Raw genomic sequence first — 19,801 nt, forward strand, 5'->3', positions numbered from 1 at the left:
GGTAAAAATTTGAAAGTCGAACATAGTTCCCAGTGATTTTTTGGCGCTGAGCGCGCAGTGGTGCGGGGATACCGCTCGGATTGTGTTGGTAGCGGAATCGAAGGGCAACAAAAGGTCGGTTTCGATCGCCGAAAGGCAGTTGACAGGGGCGATCGCCGAAAAAACACAACACCGAGCAGCTTTGTTTCCTCAAGAAACTGAGCTTCTAAAAATCGTAAAAATTTTACCTCTGATTGCGTTGACCTACTTAGAGCAAAAACACAGTCGATGTAGAGCATTGTAATTGTTGAACCAGGGATTTTTTAACTTGGGTCAGCCGTATTTTTTGGCATTCAATTATTTATATGCTATAATAGTTAGCTCAACTGTCTTATGACGAATAAGAAGGTATATGATATCAGTTTTGAGCCCAACCGCAAAGCGAAACGGTTTTAAAGTTCTCCTGGTGGAAGACAATCAAGCCGAAGCCGATCTGATCGAAGAGTTATTATTAGAAACAAATCTCAGCCGAGCATATCCCCAAAGGCTGTCAGTAAGCTGTACAGACCGTCTCAGCAAAGCGCAGCAACTTTTGGTCGGCGAACATTTTGATGTGATTTTACTAGACCTTTCGCTGCCGGACAGCCAAGACTTAAGTACAATTGTCAAAATACAAGAATACAGCTTAAATACTCCGATCGTCGTACTGACGGCCCGCAACGATGAAGAACTCGCCGTGCAGTCAATCCAAGCAGGAGCTCAGGATTATCTAGTCAAGCGAAACATCGACAGGGATATGTTAATGCGATCGCTCCGCTACGCAGTTGAGCGGCAGCACAACCAAGAAGCTTTGCAAAAAAGCGAAGAAAAATATCGCTCGGTAGTCGAGAATTCCCTCGTGGGAATTGCCATTATTGCCCCTCCAAATTCCCCATCATCAGCCGAAAAATGCGAGTGGTTGGAAGTTAACGATGCCTTGTGCGATTTGCTGGGATACGAGCGCCAAGAACTTTTGCACGGAAATTGGGAGCAGTGTGGTTTTCCTGATGACTTGTCGGCCAGTTTAGAGCAGTTAAATAAAATTTTTGCAGGGAAGAGCGAAGGCTATGTTTTAGACAAAAGGTGGTGCAAAAGAGACGGAGAAATAGTTTACACTCGAGTTTCCCTGCGCTGTATTCGCGGCCGGGACGGCTCGATCGAGCGAATAATAAAAGTAATCTTGGACGTGAGCGATCGCTACCGTTACGAACACCAATTAAAAACATCAGAAGAGTTTTTCAAGCACACGATTAATGCTACTCCCGATCCAATTTTTGTCAAAGACGAGCAGCATCGCTGGATCGTATTAAACGATGCTTTCTGCGAGTTAATGGGAAAACCGCGAGAAGAACTGATCGGTAAGTCGGGATACGACTTTTTGCCACCAGCAAAAGCCCAAATATTTTGGCAAAAAGACGAAGAAGTATTCAGAACTGGCAACGCGGTCGAAACGGAAGAAAATTTTACAGACAGCGCCGGCAAAAAAAGAATTATTTCGATTAAAAAAAGTGTATTTAAAACAACTGACAGCCGTAAAATGTTAGTCGGCACAATTCGAGATGTCACCGAGTACAAATGCCAACAATTAGCTTTGGAAGAGAGCGAAGGTCGGTTTAAAAAAATGGCAGCTAACGTGCCGGGAATGATTTATCAATTCCGCGTCGAGCCGGGCGGTAGAAAGTATTTTACCTACGTTTCTTCGGGCAGCAAAAACCTTTACGAATTAGAAGCAAAAGAAATAGAAAAAAAGACAAATTTTTCTTATGAAACAATTCATCCAGATGACCTCCCCGGCTTTGAAAAATCGATAAAAATTTCTGCAACGACTCTGCAACCTTGGCAGCACCAGTGGCGGCAAATTATCCACGGCAATGTGAAGTGGCTGCAAGGTGCGTCGAAGCCAGAAAAGCAAGCCAACGGCGATATAGTTTGGGACGGTTTGGTGATGGATGTCACCGAATTAAAACAAACCCAGCAAGACCGCGATAGATTTTTTAATATCTCGCTGGATTTACTGTGCATTGCAGGTTTTGACGGCTATTTCAAACGCTTAAACCCGGCTTGGTCTACTGTATTAGGTTACAGCAGCGATGAAATGTTAGCCCAACCTTTGGTCGAATTCGTGCATCCAGAAGACCGAAAGACCTGCTTGAACCAATTAGAATACCTCAAAAGCGGCAGTTCGATTATTAACGTAGAAATTCGCTATATTTGCCGAGATGGCAATTATAAATGGCTGTCGTGGACGGCATCGCCGTTTGCAGAAGAAGGTTTGATTTATGCAGTTGCTCGCGACGTTACATTTAGCAAGCAAGCTGAAGCTGAATTGCGCAAGAGCGAAGCCACCAACCGCGCTCTTTTAAATGCGATACCGGACATGATATTTCGCTGTCGGGCAGACGGCACTTTTGTAGACTTCAAACCTGCCAAAGATTTCGATAATGTCCTACAGGAAAAAAGAGTCATCGGCAAAAAAGCACAAGACATATTGCCGGCAGCTTTTGCCGAAAAAATATTGTCCTACAACAAACAAGCTGTTGATAATGGCGAAATTGAAATCGTAGAATATCAACTGCTTGTCAACGGCCAAGTGTGCGAATTTGAAGCGAGAATAGTCTTCTGCACGGAAGATGAAATTATCGGCATCGTCCGCGACATCACTCAGCGCAAACGCTCCGAGTCAGCACTTCACAGGCAAGCAGTAGCAATGGCCAAAGCTTCCGAAGGTATCGCCATACTTGATTCAGGCGGAGAGTTAATTTATTGCAACGCAGCCAGACTAAAAATCTACGGTTACGACTCTCTAGATGAACTCTTAGGCAAAAGTTGGAAAGTATTCTACGAAGGTGCAGAACTGCAAAGGTTCGAGCAAGAAGTGGTACCGGTTTTAGTCCAAAAAGGTTGTTACAGCACCGAAGCACTAGGATGCCGCCGCGACGGCTCGAAAGTCCCTACAGATGTCTCGCTGACAATGCTGCCAGACGGGGAAATCATTTGCATTGTTCGCGATATTACCGAAAGAAAACAAACAGCAGCAGCACTGCGAGAAAGCCAGCGGTTCAGTCAACAAATTGCTGGGGCAAGCCCTAATATGTTGTATGTTTATGACTTAATAGAACAAAAAAATATTTATGCGAACGCTTCTATATACCACATTCTCGGCTATACAGTAGAGGAGATTCAGGCAATCGGGCCGTGGATGATGTCAACTTTAATGCACCCGGAAGATTCAATCAAAATGCCGGATTATTTACAGCAAGTTGAAACTGGCTGCGAAGGGGATATCTTTGAAATTGAATACCGAATTAGGCACAAGGATGGTTCTTGGCGCTGGATTGTGAGCCGAGATACTGTATTTGCGAAAACAGCAGACGGCAAGTTAAAACAAATTCTCGGCACGGGAACTGATATTACAGAAAGCAAGCAAGCAGAAGATGAAATTAAGTTGTTGCTGGCGGCTACTCAAGCAATTAATGAGTCCGTAGATTTCGAGAGCGCCATAGCAGATATTTTGCGGTTGCTGTGCAATGCGATCGGCTGGAATTTTGCAGAAGCTTGGATACCGGCTGCTAAGGGTACTGTTTTGGAATACAGCGAAACTTGGTACGCTAGCGATCGCGATTTAGATAGGTTCGGTCGCGAAAGTAAAAAAATTAGGTTCGCCCTCGGAGTGGGAGTGCCGGGACGGATTTTGTCAACCCGAAAGGTAGAATGGATTGAAGATATTTCTATAGCCACAAATCCTGTTTTTGCCCGATCGCAAATGGCGGCCGCAGTCGGATTGAAAGCTTGTTTTGGAGTGCCGATTCGCACTAGCTCCTCGGTGCTGGCAGTTTTAGTATTCTGCAAGCGCGACCGATCGATTATGGAACCGCGTATAGTAGAGTTGGTCAAGGCGGTAGCGACTCAGTTGGGTTCTCACATTCAGCGCAAACAAGCCGAAGAAGAATTGCGCAAAAGTGAAGAACGCTGGCAGTTAGTTCTCAAAGGCAATCAAGACGGAATTTGGGATCTGAATCTTCAAACAAATGAAGTTTTTCGATCGGCCCGCTGGCAAGAAATTATCGGTTACGCAGACAGCGAAATCGAAAACAGCAACAGCGCAGGGATCGATCGCGTCCATCCAGACGATCGCGATCGAGTACAAGCAGCGATCCAAGATTATCTCGATCGACAAACCCCCAATTACGCCGCCGAATACCGCTTGCAGTGCAAAGACGGCAGCTACAAGTGGGTGCTCGCCCGCGCTCAAGCAGTGTGGGACAAAGCCGGAAACCCCCTGCGGATGGTGGGTTCGATGACGGATATCAGCGCTCGCAAAGCAGCAGAATTAGCTTTGTGGCGGGTCACTCAAGCCGTCGAAAGCACCAGCGACGCGATCGCGATCGCCGACTTGAAAGGGCGGTCTATTTACCACAATCAAGCCTTCATTCAGCGTTACGGCTACACGGTGGAAGAACTCAACGATCTCGGTGATAGCGCCGGGCTTTACGTCCGGCCTAAAAATTACAAACAAATCTATAAAAACCTTCGCAAATGTCGCTCTTGGTGCGGGGAAATTGAACTGCAAAATAAGAGCGGCGAAGCTGTTATCGCTCTGGTGCGAGCCGACAGCATTAAAGATATAAATGGCCAGTCAATAGGGTTAATTGCAGTGATTACAGACATCACAAAACGCAAAACATCCGAAGCCGCTTTACGCCAGCAATTAAAACGCGAACAGTTGGCAGTAGCCATGCTAGAACGCATTCGCTCTTCTCTCAATTTAGAAGAAATTCTCACCAAAGCTGTCGAAGAAGTGCGGCATTTTTTGCAAGTAGACCGCACTGTTATCTACCAATTCAATGCGGATTGGAGCGGGTTTATCGCTGTCGAGTCGGTTGGCGAAAATACCCCACCAATTGTAGGAATGGAAATTTACGATCCCTGTTTTGGGGAAGCCTACGTTAGTCTTTACCAAGACGGCAGAATTAAAGCCATAGATGATGTTTACAATGCCGGTATCGCCGACTGCCACTTGAATATGTTGGCTCAGCTTCAGGTGAGAGCGAATCTGGTAGTGCCGATTTTGCAAGGCAAAAACTTGTGGGGGCTGTTAGTTGTCCACCACTGCACTGGCCCGCGTCCCTGGCAGAAATTCGAGGCAGACTGCCTCAAACAATTGGGGGTGCAGTTGGCGATCGCCATTCAGCAATCGACGCTATTTGAACAAGCACAAACCGAAATTGCCGATCGCAAACTTGCAGAAGCCGCCCTGCAATTAGCTAAAGAAGCCGCCGAATCCGCCAGCCGCGCTAAAAGTGACTTTCTCGCCAACATGAGTCACGAACTTCGGACACCTTTGAACGGCATTTTAGGATACATTCAACTGCTCAAACCAGATCGAAATTTAACTGCGGAGCAACAGGAGAGTCTGATGAACGTTCAACAGTGCGGCGAACACTTGCTGGTGCTAATTAATGACGTTTTAGATTTAGCGAAAATTGAAGCTAGTAAAATGGAACTGTCCCCGACAAACGTGCATTTTCCCAGCTTTGTTAAAAGTATTGTTGATTTGTTCCAGATGCGGTCGGCTCAAAAAGGAATTGCCTTTAATTACGAGCAGGTCTCGTCGCTGCCCGACTACGTTTTAGCAGACGAAAAAAGGTTGCGGCAAGTTTTGATTAATTTGCTCAGCAATGCGGTTAAGTTTACCGATAGCGGTGGAGTGACTTTCAAAATTGGTTGTGCAGGGAGTTCCACGGAAAATTCAACTCAAATAAACGCAATTAATTCTAATATAAGAGCGGAGGTTAGCGTTCAGAAAGTAAACTCGACGGGGAATCTAGAACCGCAGGAAGAGTCGAACCCACCGCGAAAAACCAGAAAAGTGCGATCGAGCCTCACAGCAGTAAATTCCGGCGAATTGACTGCCGGTAAAATTCGCTTTCAAATCGAAGATACGGGCATTGGCATCCCACAGGACAAATTAGAAGAAATATTTTTGCCATTTCATCAAGTGGGCGATCGCAACAATTTTGTTGAAGGTACCGGATTGGGACTTTCTATCAGCAAAAAAATAGTCCAAATGATGGGCGGCCAAATTCGCGTCCAAAGTACCTTGGGCAAAGGCAGCATTTTTTGGTTGGATATAGACTTGCCCGCAGTCGCCCAGCGTTCTGAACTCCTCTCTCGGCCCGAAGAAAAACGCCGACTTGTCGGTTTTGTCGGGTGTCGGCGCAAAGTGCTGTTAGTGGACGACAATGAGGCAAATCGCGCCATGCTGTACAGGCTGCTTTCTCGTTTGGGCTTTGAAATAGCACAAGCCACAGACGGCGAAGACTGCTTGCACAAAGCACTGGAATTTCAACCGGATGTAATTTTAATGGACTTGCTGATGCCCGTAATGGACGGCTGGGAAGCTACCAGGCGGCTGCGGCAGTTGCCAAAATTAAAAGATGCAGTTATCCTTGCTTTGTCCGCTAGCGTTTACGAGACTACCAGACAAGAGAGTCTACTTGCAGGTTGCGATAACTTTCTCCCCAAGCCTATTCAAACTAACGAGCTTTTAGAATTGTTGCGCGTACATTTGGCACTAGAATGGATTTACGAAGACGGATCGTGTGGCAAAAAGCGAAAACCTCAAACTCCCAAACCATCATCTGACCTTGCTGCTGCTTCCAGGGCGATCGAGTCTCCTGCCTCGGAGTCAGTCTTGGCACTGTTAAGATCGGCTGCGATGGGCGATATTGAAGCTATTTTGGAGGAAATTGCTAAACTTGAAAATTCTGACCCGAAATTAGTGCCTTTCGTTCACCACCTGCGCCAACTTGCCAAAGGATTTCAGCTTAAGCAAATTCGAGACTTTCTGAAGCAACATTTGTCAGAAAATTAACCAGCGCTAAGAATTTATGAGTCGCGCGTTATGATTTTCATTAACCCATCCTCATGATTAGAATGCGATTTAAACTCACCAGTCAAAACTCACAAGTCAAAAATTTTAATTTTTCTCTTGAATATGAACGATAAGAATTCCGAAAGAAGCATCATACTAATTGTCGATGACAACCAAACAAATCTAGACGTACTTTTCGAGTTGTTAAGGAATTACGGGTTTAAAGTATTAGTGGCTCTAGACGGCGAAAGTGCGATCGAGCAAATTGAATACATCCATCCAGACTTGATACTTTTGGACATCATGATGCCTGGAATTGACGGTTTTGAAACTTGCCTGCGTTTGAAAGCAGACCCGTCAACGCGAGAGATTCCCATCATATTCATGAGCGCCCTTTCCGATACGCTTGATAAAGTAAAAGGCTTTCAGACAGGAGCCGTTGACTACATTACCAAGCCGTTCCAGCACGAAGAAGTATTGAGCCGCATTCAAACTCACTTGACAATCCGCAGCTTACAAAAAAAACTCGAAGAAAAAAACCTCGAACTTGCCCACCTCAACCAAAACCTGGAAAGACTTGTCAACCAAAAAACTAAGCAGCTCATCGACCAGGAAAAAACAGCCATCATCGGACGTTTGACCCAGGGAATGGTTCACAACCTCAAAAGTCCGCTGCAAGTGATCCAGACTAGCGTCGATTTGATTGAAACAAAAGCCACAAAAATTCAAGAAGACTCTCTTTTAAATTATACTAAGTATATTTTGCAAGCTGTCACAAAAATCAATCAGATCATGGATAATCTGATGATGAAAAGCCGAAAAGAGCAACAGCAAGATTTGCAACCGGTGAATATCAACGATTTAGTTCAGCGAGAAATTCAGCTATTGGAAGGCAATCTGTATTTTAAAAATAAGATTAGAAAAAAATACTTTTATGACGAAGAAATTCCCACCCTTCCCTTAATGTATTCCTATATCTCTCAAGTATTTTATAACTTAATCAATAATGCAATGGATGCGATGTGGCAAAAGAAAAGCAGGGAACTAACAATCGTGACTCGGCAAGACGACTCGAACATATACATGGATATTGCAGATACGGGATGCGGCATAGCACCTGAAGATTTGTCAAAAGTTTTTGACCCTTTTTACACCTCAAAGCCGCCTAAAGGCGAGGAAAAAACGGAAGGCGAACCGACAGGAACTGGTCTCGGACTTTATACCTGCATTGAACTTTTAAAACCTTTTAAGGGCGAGATTATTATTAGCAGCAATGTCTGCCAAGGCAGCGTGTTTACAGTTGTGCTGCCCAAACAGCAGAAAACTTGATAGACTCAACTCAGTTAAATCCCGTCGGGTTAGAAAACCCTTATTAAGTTGATAATTAGCTTCGCAGTTTCCGAATGCCAGTCCTTCTTTCTGCTAGATAGAGGACTTCAGTCCTCACTACAAACCGCTTAATCTAGCGTAATGCTCCTACGTTTGCAGTCAAAAATGCAAGTCCTGATTCCTGGGCGCTCTTTTGCTTTTCCCCTTGCTACTTCCCTGCCAAATGTTGTAAATTAAAACAGAAGTGAGTTGCAATATAGGTAAGAGTACGAGAACTTTGGGCTACTATAGCAGTTTTCAGTTGAGTGCAGTACAGATAACGGGTAGGGACAAAGGCTTTAGCCTTTGTCCCTACTTCATAAATCTGGAATACGCTGTATGTTTGGGGGAAGGCAGACAACTTGCAGCGAACAACTCAATTTTACAAAAATCTGGGAGTCTGAAAGCACGCAGGGCATCCTAAAGCCTGCGGTTCAAGTTCCCCAAAAATCAGCTAGGTAGCTGCATCCGCTGCGATTTTTTTATTAATAAAAAATAGCAAAAGGATACCAGTTAAAAAAAATGCCACTGTACGCAAGAGCCAAACCGCGATAGTCATCAGTCATTCCAAATCTAAAATCTAAAATCTAAAATCTAAAATCTAAAATCTAAAATGGTATGACATCTACTTTTGAGTCAACTTTAACGCCTGCTTGCTTGAAAGTTCTTTTAGTAGAAGACTGTGCAGAAGATGCAGAACTCATTCAACAACTGCTGTCCGATCGCCGACTGGGACAATCAATTGAGGCGACGAATGCAGTTAGCCTCCGGGAAGCTATAGAATTTTTAAGCTGCGAGATTTTTGATGTAATTTTATTAGACCTTTCACTTCCTGACTGCGAAAAATTTAATACTCTTGGACGGCTGCAAGATTGCGGGATAAATATTCCGATCGTCATTCTGACAGCCGCCGATGACGAAGAACTCGCCGTCGAGTTAATTGCGGTCGGCGTCCAAGATTATCTGGTGAAAAGACAAGCAGACAGCCGGCTGCTGGTGCGGACGATCCGGTGCGCGATCGCCCGCCAGAAACGGCAAGCAGAATGGCAAAAAAGTCAACAAAAATACCTGGAAGTTGTTGACAATATCAAAGAAGTAGTTTTTGAAACAAATACTGCTGGAAATTGGACTTTTCTCAATCCGGCTTGGACGGAAATTACCGGGTTTACCGTTGATGAAAGCTTAGGAACTTCCTGTTTGAGTTGCATTCATTATGACGACCAATACCAATATTTAAATTTGTTGAGACGCCGGAGCGAAAATCAAGAAACATCCTGCTGCTATCAAATTCGATATGTTACCAAAAATGGCGAAATTCGCTGGGTGGAAGTGCAAGAATTTTTGAGGTTTGGCTGGAACGGCGGGGCGCAGGGGACGACAGGAACTATCAACGATATTACGGATAAAGTTTTAGCACTCTCTGAACTGGAAGCTAGTAAAAAGTTTTTGGATTATACGATCGATGCAGTTGCCGATCCAATTTTTGTCAAGGACGAACAGCACCGCTGGATACTGTTAAATGATGCTTTTTGCAAGCTGATCGGCAAGCAGCGCGAGGAACTGCTGGGTAAGTCGGATTACGACTTTTTCCCAAAACAAGAAGCTGAGATTTTTTGGCAGAATGACGAACAAGTGTTTAGGAGGGGGGAAGAAAACGAGAGCGAGGAAATATTTACGGACGCCAGCGGTGCAAAGCACATTCTGTCTACTAAAAAAACTGTCTTTGAAAATACCGACGGCAGTAAAATTCTCGTCGGGATAATTCGAGATATCACTCAGGATAAACGCAAACAATTAGCGCTGCAAGAAAGCGCAGCTAGATTGCGGCAACTTGCTGCCAATTTGCCGGGAATAATTTATCAATTTCGGCTCTCAACCGGCGGCAAAATATCTTTTCCTTACATTTCTTCGGGCTGCCGGGATTTATATGAATTGGAACCAGAAAATCTTCAGCAGAATCCCGAACTTATGTTCAGTTGTCTTCATCCAGACGACAGCCAAAAAGTGGCAGAATCTATTGCTGTTTCTGCGGCAAATATGCAGCCCTGGCAGCAGGAATGGCGCGCGATTCTGCCGTCGGGGAAACTTAAGTGGATGCGAGGGGCTTCGTCGAGACCGGAACGAGTTGATTGTCCGACAGAAATAGGGCAGGAAGGGGATATAGTTTGGGAAGGCATGGTGCTGGATATTACTGATTTAAAACAGACCGAAGCAGCTTTGCGGGAGAGCGATGCAAGATTTCGATCGCTCGTTGAGAATATCCCGGGCGCTATCTGCCGCAGCTTGTACGATGCTGAGTGGACGATGGTATTTATTAGCGATGAAATTGAGGCAATTAGCGGCTATCCTGCTGGGGATTTTATTGGCAACAACTGCTTGAGTTTTGCTAGCATCATCCACCCGGCCGATCGGGAAATGCTCGCGAAACAACTCAGGGCAGCGGTAGAGTCGAGACAGCCGTACAATCTAGAATACCGGATTGTTCGCGCTGACGGCGCGGTGCGGTGGATGTCGGAAAGAGGCAGGCTAAGTTATGATTCAGCAGGGCGAGTTTTGTGGCTCGACGGAGCGATTTTTGATATTACCGATCGCAAAAGCGCCGAACTGACTCTGTGCTTGGTAACTCAAGCTGTAGACAGCGCTAGCGATGCGATCGCGATCGCAGATTTAGACGGCTGTTCAATTTATCACAATCAAGTATTTATTCAGCGCTACGGCTATACAGTTGAGGAACTAAATAATGCCGGTGGCCCAGGAGTAATGTACGCCAAATCTCAAGATTTGAGAAAGTTATTTAAGGTGCTGCGGAAAGGTTTGTCTGTTTGCAGTGAAATTGAACTCAAGGCTAAAAATGGCCAAATTATAGAAACTCAATTGCGAGCTGACTGCATTAAAGATAGCGCCAGTCAACCAATAGGAATGATGGCAATAATTGCCGACCTCACAGAACTAAAACGCGCCGAATCGGCATTTAAACTCAGTCAAGAGCGATTGCAGTTAGCGGTTTCAGGCAGCTCTTTGGGGCTGTGGGATTGGAACATAGCTACTGGCGAAACTTATTTCGACTCGCATGGGAAATCAATGCTCGGTTACGAAGAAACTGAAATAGAAAATAACCTCCAAAGTTGGGAAAATTTGCTGCATCCCGAAGACCGAGTGAAGGTAATGGCATCTTTAACTTCCTATTTGGAAGGAGGCGCTGATATCTATGAAATTGAATTTCGACTGCTCAACAAAGCGGGGAATTGGCAGTGGATTATGGCGATGGGCAAGGTGGTCGAGTATGACGAATGGGGTGCGCCGTTGCGGATGGCTGGTACTCACAAAGATATCAGCGCCCGCGTTGCAGCAGAAGCCGAAAAAACGCAGTTGATCGCATCTCTGCAACTACTTGCCGCACAGTTGCAAGAAGCGCAAAAAATTGCCCGCATCGGCAATTGGGAATTCGATATTGAGGCAGGAGTTGTTACTTGGTCGGAGGAAGTGTTTCGAGTTTACGGTCGAGAATTGAATCGACCGCCGACAATGGAAGAACTTTTAGAGCAAATTCATCCCGATGACAAAGAAAGGTTTGCAGAAGTTGTGCAAAAGGCCGTGACTGAAGGGACAGCTTACGATATCGACCACCGCATCTATTTTTCATCAGGAGAAATGAGGCACGTTAACGGTAAAGGACAAGCTGTTAAAAATGAGTTTGGTCAAGTGGTGCGGCTGTTTGGTACGGCAATGGACATTACCGATCGCAAAAAATCAGAAACTGCTTTGCAACAAAGCGAACAGCGATTTCGAGCTGTATTTGAACAAGCGGCGATCGGCATTGTTAAAGTGTGGCCCGACGGTCAATTTTTGAAGGCAAATCAAGGCTTTTGCAATATTGTCGGCTACTCAGAATTGGAATTAAAAGCGCGAAATGTTGGGGATATTTCTCACCCGGAAGATGTAGAAGCAGATGTCGATTCTGGCCAAAGACTGTTAGCTGGGGAAATTTTTAATTATTCACTTGAGAAACGCTTTGTTCGCAAAGACGGTTCATTTGTTTGGACTAATGTGACTGTATCTTTAGTGCGGGATGGGTTTGGGGAACCGAGCTATGTAATTGCTGTGATTGAAGATATTAGCGATCGCAAACTTGCCGAGGCTATCTTGCGCCAGCAATTAAAGCGAGAACGCCTGGTGTTAGGGATGCTGGAACGCATTCGCTCTTCTCTTAATTTAGAAGAAATCTTGACAAAAGCTGTTGCGGAAGTACGGCATTTTTTGCAAACAGACCGGACAATTATTTATCGGTTTAATCTTGATTGGAGCGGTTTTGTAACTGTCGAGTCGGTGAGCGAAAATTGGCTGTCGGTTCTGGGAATAACTATTAAGGATTCCTGCTTAGAAGACAGCTATGCTTCTGTTTACAAGCACGGTCGGATTCGAGTTTGGGACGACATTCACAATGCGGGTCTTTCCCAGTGCCACATTAATTTATTAGCTCAGTTTCAGGTGCGAGCTAATTTGGTAGTGCCGATTTTGCAAGGCGACAATGTGTGGGGACTGCTGATCGCCAACGAGTGTAAGGGCCCCCGCCATTGGCAGGAAATTGAGGTCGAGTGCCTGCAACAAATTAGCGTGCAGTTGGCGATCGCGATCCAGCAATCGACGCTGTTTGAGCAAGCACAAACTGAAATTGCCGATCGCAAACAAGCCGAGTCAGCTTTGCAGGAATCGGAAGCGCGAGAACGCTTAAAAGCACTAGAGTTGGAAGCAGCAATTAATAAACTTAAAACGACTCAAGCTCAACTCGTTCAAAATGAAAAAATGGTGAGTTTGGGTCAGTTAGTTGCTGGTGTTGCTCACGAAATTAATAACCCCGTCAGCTTTATTCACGGCAATCTCATTCCGGCTCGCACTTACAGCTTAGATTTGCTGGAATTGATTAAAGTTTACCAGCATTACTGTCCTGATGTTCCGGCCCAAGTGTTGGATAAAATCGCTGAAATAGACTTGGATTATATTGCTGAGGATTTCCCTAAATTGTTTAGTTCGATGCAAGTAGGAACGGAGCGAATTGTCGAGATTGTTAAATCCTTGCGCAACTTTTCCCGCTTGGACGAATCCGCTGGGAAGTCAGTTAACATTCACGAGGGAATTGATAGCACTTTGATGATTTTGCAAAATCGCTTGAAATCTCACAGCAGCCGTCCAGGGATTCAGGTAGTTAAAGATTACCAGCTATTGCCACAAGTTGAGTGTTTTCCGGGCGAGTTAAATCAGGTATTTATGAATATTTTAATTAATGCGATCGATGCTTTGGAAGAACGGGACAAGCAGCGTTCGATCGAGGAGTGCGACCGGTATCCGAGCTCGATCGCTATTCGCAGTTATCAGGCTGCTGCGGGCTTCGTAGCGGTATCTATTGCGGACAACGGGTGGGGGATACCGGACTCGGTGCGATCGAGGCTGTTTGACCCGTTTTTCACGACTAAAGCTGTGGGCAAGGGCACGGGTTTGGGATTGTCGATTTCTCACTCGATTATAGTCGATCGGCACGGCGGCCGATTGAGCTGTATTTCAACACCGGGAGAGGGAGCGGAGTTTTTGATTGAAATTCCAGTGCGATCGAATTTAACTGGTACGAACTCAAACTTGGGGGTAATTGGTAATCGCTAATCGGTCATAAATTTTTGAATAATATATCATATCAAATCCGGTAGCATCGGAATTAATATTACCCACAGTCAGGACACGGCAGTGCCGTGTCCCTACAATTAATCTGGCGTAGTAGGGACACGGCACTGCCGTGTCCTCTATATCATAAGGAGTGTAACCGGAATTGATATCATATTATGTTCGCTAAAACAAGCACTGTAAAATTGGTTTGCAGTGAGGACGATCGTCCCAATCAAAAGTTTTAGGACGGTCGTCCTCACTGCAAGCCTTTATTGTGCGCGAGTTTTATGCCGCTTGCACAAATCAATCTCACCTTGATATATTAGTTGTGAAAAGCTGAGATTTTTTGATGGTTAATTCCGGCGCATTATAATAAGAAAAATAGCAACTGTCAACTTACCATTTGTAAAGTTATGACCGATTCTCCAAGTGAAACTCAACGGCTCAAACAAGCGCCGATCGCCACTTTATCGGGTGCGAGCGAAAATTGCTGGCGCGACTGGGCCGAGCGCGTCCCAGTAATGCTGTGGATCGCAGATGCAGAGAGCGGTTGCAGTTACTTTAATTTGCAGTGGACAGAATTTACTGGGCTGACTGAAGCACAAATTTCTGCTCGGGGTTGGACGCCAAACATTCACCCAGACGATTTAGATTCTTGCGAGCAAATATATCTGAATGCTTGGAATTTAAACTCTAATTTTAAACGAGAATATCGGCTGAAAAGAGCTGACGGAGAGTATCGGTGGATTGAAGAGACAGCAGTTCCTACATTGACGCCTTCAGGTGAATTTCAAGGGTTGATCTGCACGGCGACAGATATTAGCGAGCGCAAAAAAGTACAAGAACAACTCAGCTCTCAAGAACAATTTTTGCGCAGTATTTATGACGGTATTGACCAAATAATTTTTGCGATCGATGCAGACACTGACGGCGAATTTCGTTATGTCGGTTTTAACCCGTTCGGCAAGCGAATTCTGGGCCTCGGGGACGATAGCGAGTGGTGCGGCAAAACTCCCGAAGCTGTATTTGGCGAGGAAGTCGGAACCATGCTGCGGCAAACTTATATCAGTTGCGCGCGATCGCAAAATTCAGTTACTTCCGAACAATGCTTGCAGTTCCAAGGAGCAGATACTTGGTGGCTAGTTACCCTAACTCCGCTGCGGGACGAAGCAGGCAGAATCTATCGAATTATCGGCAACTCCAAAGAAGTGACCGATCGCAAAAAAGCCGCCGACGAACTATTAGAATACCAGATCAAACTCGAAGAAACTCAAAAAGTTGCTCATATCGGTGACTGGGAATTCGACCTCAATACTAGCCAAATTACTTGGTCGGATGAATTAAAAAGAATTTACGATCTAGAACTAAATCTGCCAACACCAAGTTATCCAGAACTTGTGGAGCAAATTCACCCCAACGATAGAGAACGCTTTCAAAAAATCATAGAGGAAGCGATCGCGTCCCGCCAACCCTACGAAATTGACTACCGCATTTACCGTTTCAACGGAGAAATGAGATATCTGATCGGTTGGGGGCAAGTCTTGCAAAACCAGCAAGGCGAAGTGGTAAAATTATTCGGAGCTGCGATCGATATTACCGATCGCAAACAAGCAGAATTAGCACTGCAAGTCAGCCAAGAAAGCCTCAGCACTGTCATTAACAATGCACCCGTAGTTTTGTTCGGCATTGACTGTAACGGCATATTTACACTTTCCGAAGGAAAAGGATTACAAGCTTTAGGAATCAAGCCCGGAGAAGTAGTAGGCTTATCGGTTTACGAACTCTACAAAGATTCTCCCCAAATTATCGAAAGTATCAACTTGGTTTTAGCAGGAGAGCCAAGAACCTGGCCTGCCGAATTAAACGGTCACGTTCTCGAAAGTCGCGCCACGCCAATATTAGATGAAAAAGGAGAAGTTGCAGGATTAATTGCTGTTTCCATTGACATCACAGAGAGGGCGCGGGTTGAAGAAGCTCTGAGACAAAGCGAAGCAAAGCTGCGCTTAATTCTCGAAAATATGCCAGTAATGCTGAGCGCTGTCGATGCCGATCGCAATATCATAGTCTGGAACCGAGAATGCGAACGAGTGCTGGGTTACAGCGCCGCAGAACTTGTCGGCAACCTGCAAGCAATACAACTGCTGATGCCCGATATTAACTACCGTCAAAAAATCTTTAGAAAAGTTGTCGAACTCGGTCACAACTTTCGAGATTTAGAAGTAGAAATTCAGGCCGCTGACGGCAGCGTCAAAACAATTGCTTGGTCTAATGTTTCTGCTGACTTTTCCGTTCCAGGCTGGGATTTTTGGGGAATCGGTGTCGATGTTACGGAGCGAACAGCAGCAGAATTGGCGCTGCGAGAATCGGAAGCGCAACTCAGAGAACAAGCAGCGCAATTAGAAAAAGCTTATCACGCGCTCACCCATACCCAAGCGCAGCTCGTGCAAAGCGAAAAAATGTCTTCTTTGGGTCAATTAGTTGCGGGAGTTGCTCACGAAATTAACAATCCTGTCAGCTTTATTTTTGGCAATATCAGCTATGCCAAAGATTACACAAATGATTTGTTGAGGCTTCTCGAACTTTACCGCGCAGCGTACCCAGAACCCACCGCAGAAATTCAGGCAGAACTTGAGGAAATTGAGTTAGAGTTTATCCGAGAAGATTTGCCCAACCTGCTGGATTCAATGGCAGTAGGAGCGGATCGCATTCAGGAAATTGTCAAGTCTTTACGCACTTTTTCGCGTTTGGACGAAGCAGATTTTAAGGCGGTTAATTTGCACGAAGGAATTGACAGCACTTTGATGATTATAGCTCACCTTTTGAAGCCTGAAGGAGATAAACTCGCTATTTCTATAATTAAAGAGTACGGCAATTTACCGCAAGTTGAATGTTACTCTGGTCAATTGAATCAGGTGTTTATGAATTTGTTGATTAATGCGATCGATGCTGTGAAAGAAAGCGAAAGAAATTCCAAATCTGCCGGGGGTAGCTCGCCAATTCCTACAATTAAGATTCGCACGGAAGTTATGGAGGGCGAGCGAGTGAAAATAGCGATCGCCGACAGCGGTACCGGCATTCCCGAATCAATGCAGCAGCGGTTGTTCGACCCGTTTTTTACCACGAAACCCGTCGGCAAAGGCACGGGATTGGGATTGGCTATTAGTTACGAAATTGTAGTTAAAAAACATCAAGGAAAATTGCTGTGCAATTCAGAATTAGGCATCGGTACGGAGTTTGCGATCGAAATACCGATCCGCCAACCGCAGGCAGAAGAAAAGTTGTGAGTTATAAGTTGCGATCGTGTCTGATATAATAACCATTATAGCGTTTGTAGTGAGGACTAATGTCCTCAGATTTATGAGGACATTAGTCCTCACTACAAACCAATTTTTTTGGGGTCATTCGAGCGGACATGATATTATATCAAATCCGGTAGCATCGGAATTAATATTACCGAAATCAGGACACGGCACGGCGCCGTGTCCCTACAATTAATCTGGGTAGTTCAAGGACACGGCGCCGTGTCCTGGGTATCATTCCGATGCAACCGCAAACGATATTACCAATTACCTTAAACTTTACATCCAAATCGAGGAAGATTCCGATTTGTTGCTGGCGTGACAAATGCGATTTTTGCCTTCGGTTTTGGCTTGATAAAGGGCGCTGTCAGCGCTGCGAATTAGGGTGTCGGGAGATTCCTCGCCAGAAGGAACCGCCGTAGCAATGCCGCAACTGAGGGTAACGTAGGGGTCGATCGGCGATCGGGCGTGGGGCAGTTTCAAGCTGGCGATACCGTCGCAAATTTTCCGGGCGACAGCGTTTGCCCCTTCGGCGCTAGTGTTGGGCAGCACTACGGCAAATTCTTCGCCGCCGTAGCGGGCCGCCAAATCCCCAGCCCGCTTGGCAGATATGGCGATCGCCCCGGCAACTTGGCGCAAACAATCGTCCCCACCGAGGTGGCCGTAAAACTCGTTGTAAAGTTTAAAAAAGTCGATGTCAAATATCATTAAAGACAGCGGCAGTTTCTCTCTTGCCAATCGGCGCCACTCTAACATCAAAACGCGATCGAACTGGCGGCGGTTAGCAATGCCTGTCAGTCCGTCAGTAGTTGCCAGTTGCTGCAATTTTTGATTGGCTATTGCTAGCTGGCGGTAAAGTTGAGATTGTTCGATCGCGATCGCCACTTGATTTGCCAACTGCTGTAAAAAATCTATTTCCCACTGCTGCCATTTTCTGACACCGCTGCAATTGTATGCTGTCAGCATTCCCCACAAACTATTGCGATTTTCGGCGATCGAATCCGGCGCACTTGAATCCTGCGCCTGCGGTTTGTCGCTTGCCGGCAGCCAGATATAATTTTCGGCTGCATCTTCTGTTTTTTCTGCTTCCAAAACAGTGCCTTCTTGTGTTTTGTTTGCCGTTTCCCAGTCGCCAGATTGCCAAATTGGAACGCTTACAACTGCTGCAATTTCACAATCTGCCAGCAATTCTTTGCAACTGCCAGCCAAGTCGGCAGCGCTGACATCTGCTATTGCTTGTACCGACTGGGATTCGACTAAAACCAAGCATGACACCGCCAAAGCAGCACTAATATTTGGGTTTTCAATATAACCGAATGGCAAACCGTCACCTGCGACGATCGCACCTTTTGGCTCTTCCCCGTCGAATTGAGACGCCCAATCCTGACAGCGATAAATTAAAACGCGGTCTGTTTTGAGAAATTGGCGCACTTCTGCGACGGTACTTTGGAGAATGCTTGCCGCGTCTATTGACGATCGAATATTTTCGATCATTTTGCCCAACAGCCGCTCTCGGAGGGCTTGCTGCCGCAGTTGTTCTTCTATGCGCTGACGTTCGATCGCGTAATGGATTGCCCGCACCAGCAGAGTTCTATGAAATCTTCCCTTTACCAAACAATCTTGAGCGCCCGATCGCAATACCGAGAGCCCGGTATGTTCATCGTTGATATCTGTCAGCACCACAACTGGCACTGTGGGCGATCGGGCTTTCAAAACCGCGATCGCCTCGCTTCCTCCCAAGCTGCCTGACCCTGACAAATCTAATAGTACGGCGTCAAACTTTTCTGCTTCCAGACACGCCAGTCCTATCTCGACAGATTTAACAGTTTGGAGGCGAAACAGAGACTCACTGAATGAGCCTAAAAGGTCTTCGATCAGCGTCACATCTGCGAGGTCATCCTCAACCAACAAAATATTCAGAAATTGGTTACGTGTTAACACAACTATAGGGTTCGGAGCGGGTTGAAGGAAACTTTTAGTTTTGAGAGCGATACTTGCGAGCGGGCTAATATGTCAGTCTATCAAATTTACTCAACACTCAAACTATCGATCTAGCCCTCAATTAAAGCTTACAGATCCGGCGGGAGCGAAACGATTTCAAACCAATACTGACATAAAGTTTTCATTACTTCAGCCAATCCTTCAAAAGTGACTGGTTTGGATATGAAAGAATTGGCACCCAAGCGGTAGCAAAGCAAGATATCTCCGCTGCGGTGCGACGTTGTTAGCATCACAACCGGAATTTGTTGCAAGTCGGGGTCAGCTCTGATCGAAGTTAGTGCTTCTCGCCCGTCAAGCCTCGGCATATTCAGATCCAAAAGTATCAAGTCTGGCCGGTGCCAATTGCTGCTACTAGCATATTGACCGCGACGGTACAAATAGTCTAGCACTTGTTCTCCATTTTCCACAAATTCCCTCCTAATTACTAATCGAACTTCTCGCAGTGCTTCCTCCACCAAAAAGCGCGTGTCCTCGTCATCGTTGGCTATTAAAAGAGTAAAATTTTTCTTTTTAGAATTCACCGCTTTGCCTCACTACCCACGCATTCTGTGAGGTGACGGGACTTGGATCGGTGTCTGAGCACCTG

Annotated in this window: 7 protein-coding genes; 5 read left to right on the forward strand and 2 right to left on the reverse strand. The window is 45.6% G+C overall.

What is annotated here, in order from left to right; all coding sequences use genetic code 11:
- Positions 1–40: 40 nt before the first annotated feature.
- The 5 genes from QUA02_RS18505 (at position 41) to QUA02_RS18525 (ending at position 17,199) form a co-directional block, all read left to right on the forward strand.
- Complete coding sequence (locus tag QUA02_RS18505) at positions 41–283, forward strand: hypothetical protein (protein ID WP_333029745.1); 243 nt, start codon at positions 41–43, stop codon at positions 281–283.
- A 108-nt stretch (positions 284–391) separates the two neighbouring features.
- Positions 392–6,892 (forward strand): PAS domain S-box protein, encoded by a 6,501-nt coding sequence (locus QUA02_RS18510; RefSeq protein WP_333029747.1) that lies wholly within the window; start codon positions 392–394, stop codon positions 6,890–6,892.
- 123 nt (positions 6,893–7,015) lie between these two features.
- Positions 7,016–8,221, forward strand: coding sequence for a hybrid sensor histidine kinase/response regulator (locus QUA02_RS18515; protein ID WP_333029749.1), 1,206 nt, complete (start codon positions 7,016–7,018; stop codon positions 8,219–8,221).
- Positions 8,222–8,878: 657 nt separating this feature from the next.
- Positions 8,879–13,915: a PAS domain S-box protein gene (locus QUA02_RS18520; protein ID WP_333029750.1), complete on the forward strand. Its 5,037-nt coding sequence runs from the start codon at positions 8,879–8,881 to the stop codon at positions 13,913–13,915.
- Between the two features lie 413 nt (positions 13,916–14,328).
- A complete protein-coding gene (locus QUA02_RS18525) occupies positions 14,329–17,199 on the forward strand; it encodes a PAS domain S-box protein (RefSeq protein ID WP_333029751.1) in 2,871 nt (956 codons plus the stop codon).
- A gap of 294 nt (positions 17,200–17,493) precedes the next feature.
- Here QUA02_RS18525 and QUA02_RS18530 read toward each other — a convergent pair whose 3' ends face one another.
- Entirely contained in the window at positions 17,494–19,155 is a 1,662-nt protein-coding gene (locus QUA02_RS18530) for a GGDEF domain-containing protein (RefSeq protein WP_333029753.1), read from the reverse strand.
- A 128-nt stretch (positions 19,156–19,283) separates the two neighbouring features.
- Positions 19,284–19,736 carry a response regulator gene (locus QUA02_RS18535; RefSeq protein WP_333029756.1) on the reverse strand — a complete coding sequence of 151 codons (453 nt, stop codon included), beginning with the start codon at positions 19,734–19,736 and terminating at the stop codon, positions 19,284–19,286.
- Between the last annotated feature and the right edge of the window lie 65 nt (positions 19,737–19,801).

This window comes from Microcoleus pseudofavosus SVA1_A4 (assembly GCF_036700565.1).
Lineage (GTDB): Bacteria > Cyanobacteriota > Cyanobacteriia > Cyanobacteriales > Microcoleaceae > Microcoleus.

Bases quoted from the DNA above. Each gene is read 5' to 3' on its own strand.
- QUA02_RS18520 (WP_333029750.1), top strand. From the start codon at position 8,879: ATGACATCTACTTTTGAGTCAACTTTAACGCCTGCTTGCTTGAAAGTT.
- QUA02_RS18525 (WP_333029751.1), top strand. From the start codon at position 14,329: ATGACCGATTCTCCAAGTGAAACTCAACGGCTCAAACAAGCGCCGATC.
- QUA02_RS18510 (WP_333029747.1), top strand. From the start codon at position 392: ATGATATCAGTTTTGAGCCCAACCGCAAAGCGAAACGGTTTTAAAGTT.
- QUA02_RS18515 (WP_333029749.1), top strand. From the start codon at position 7,016: ATGAACGATAAGAATTCCGAAAGAAGCATCATACTAATTGTCGATGAC.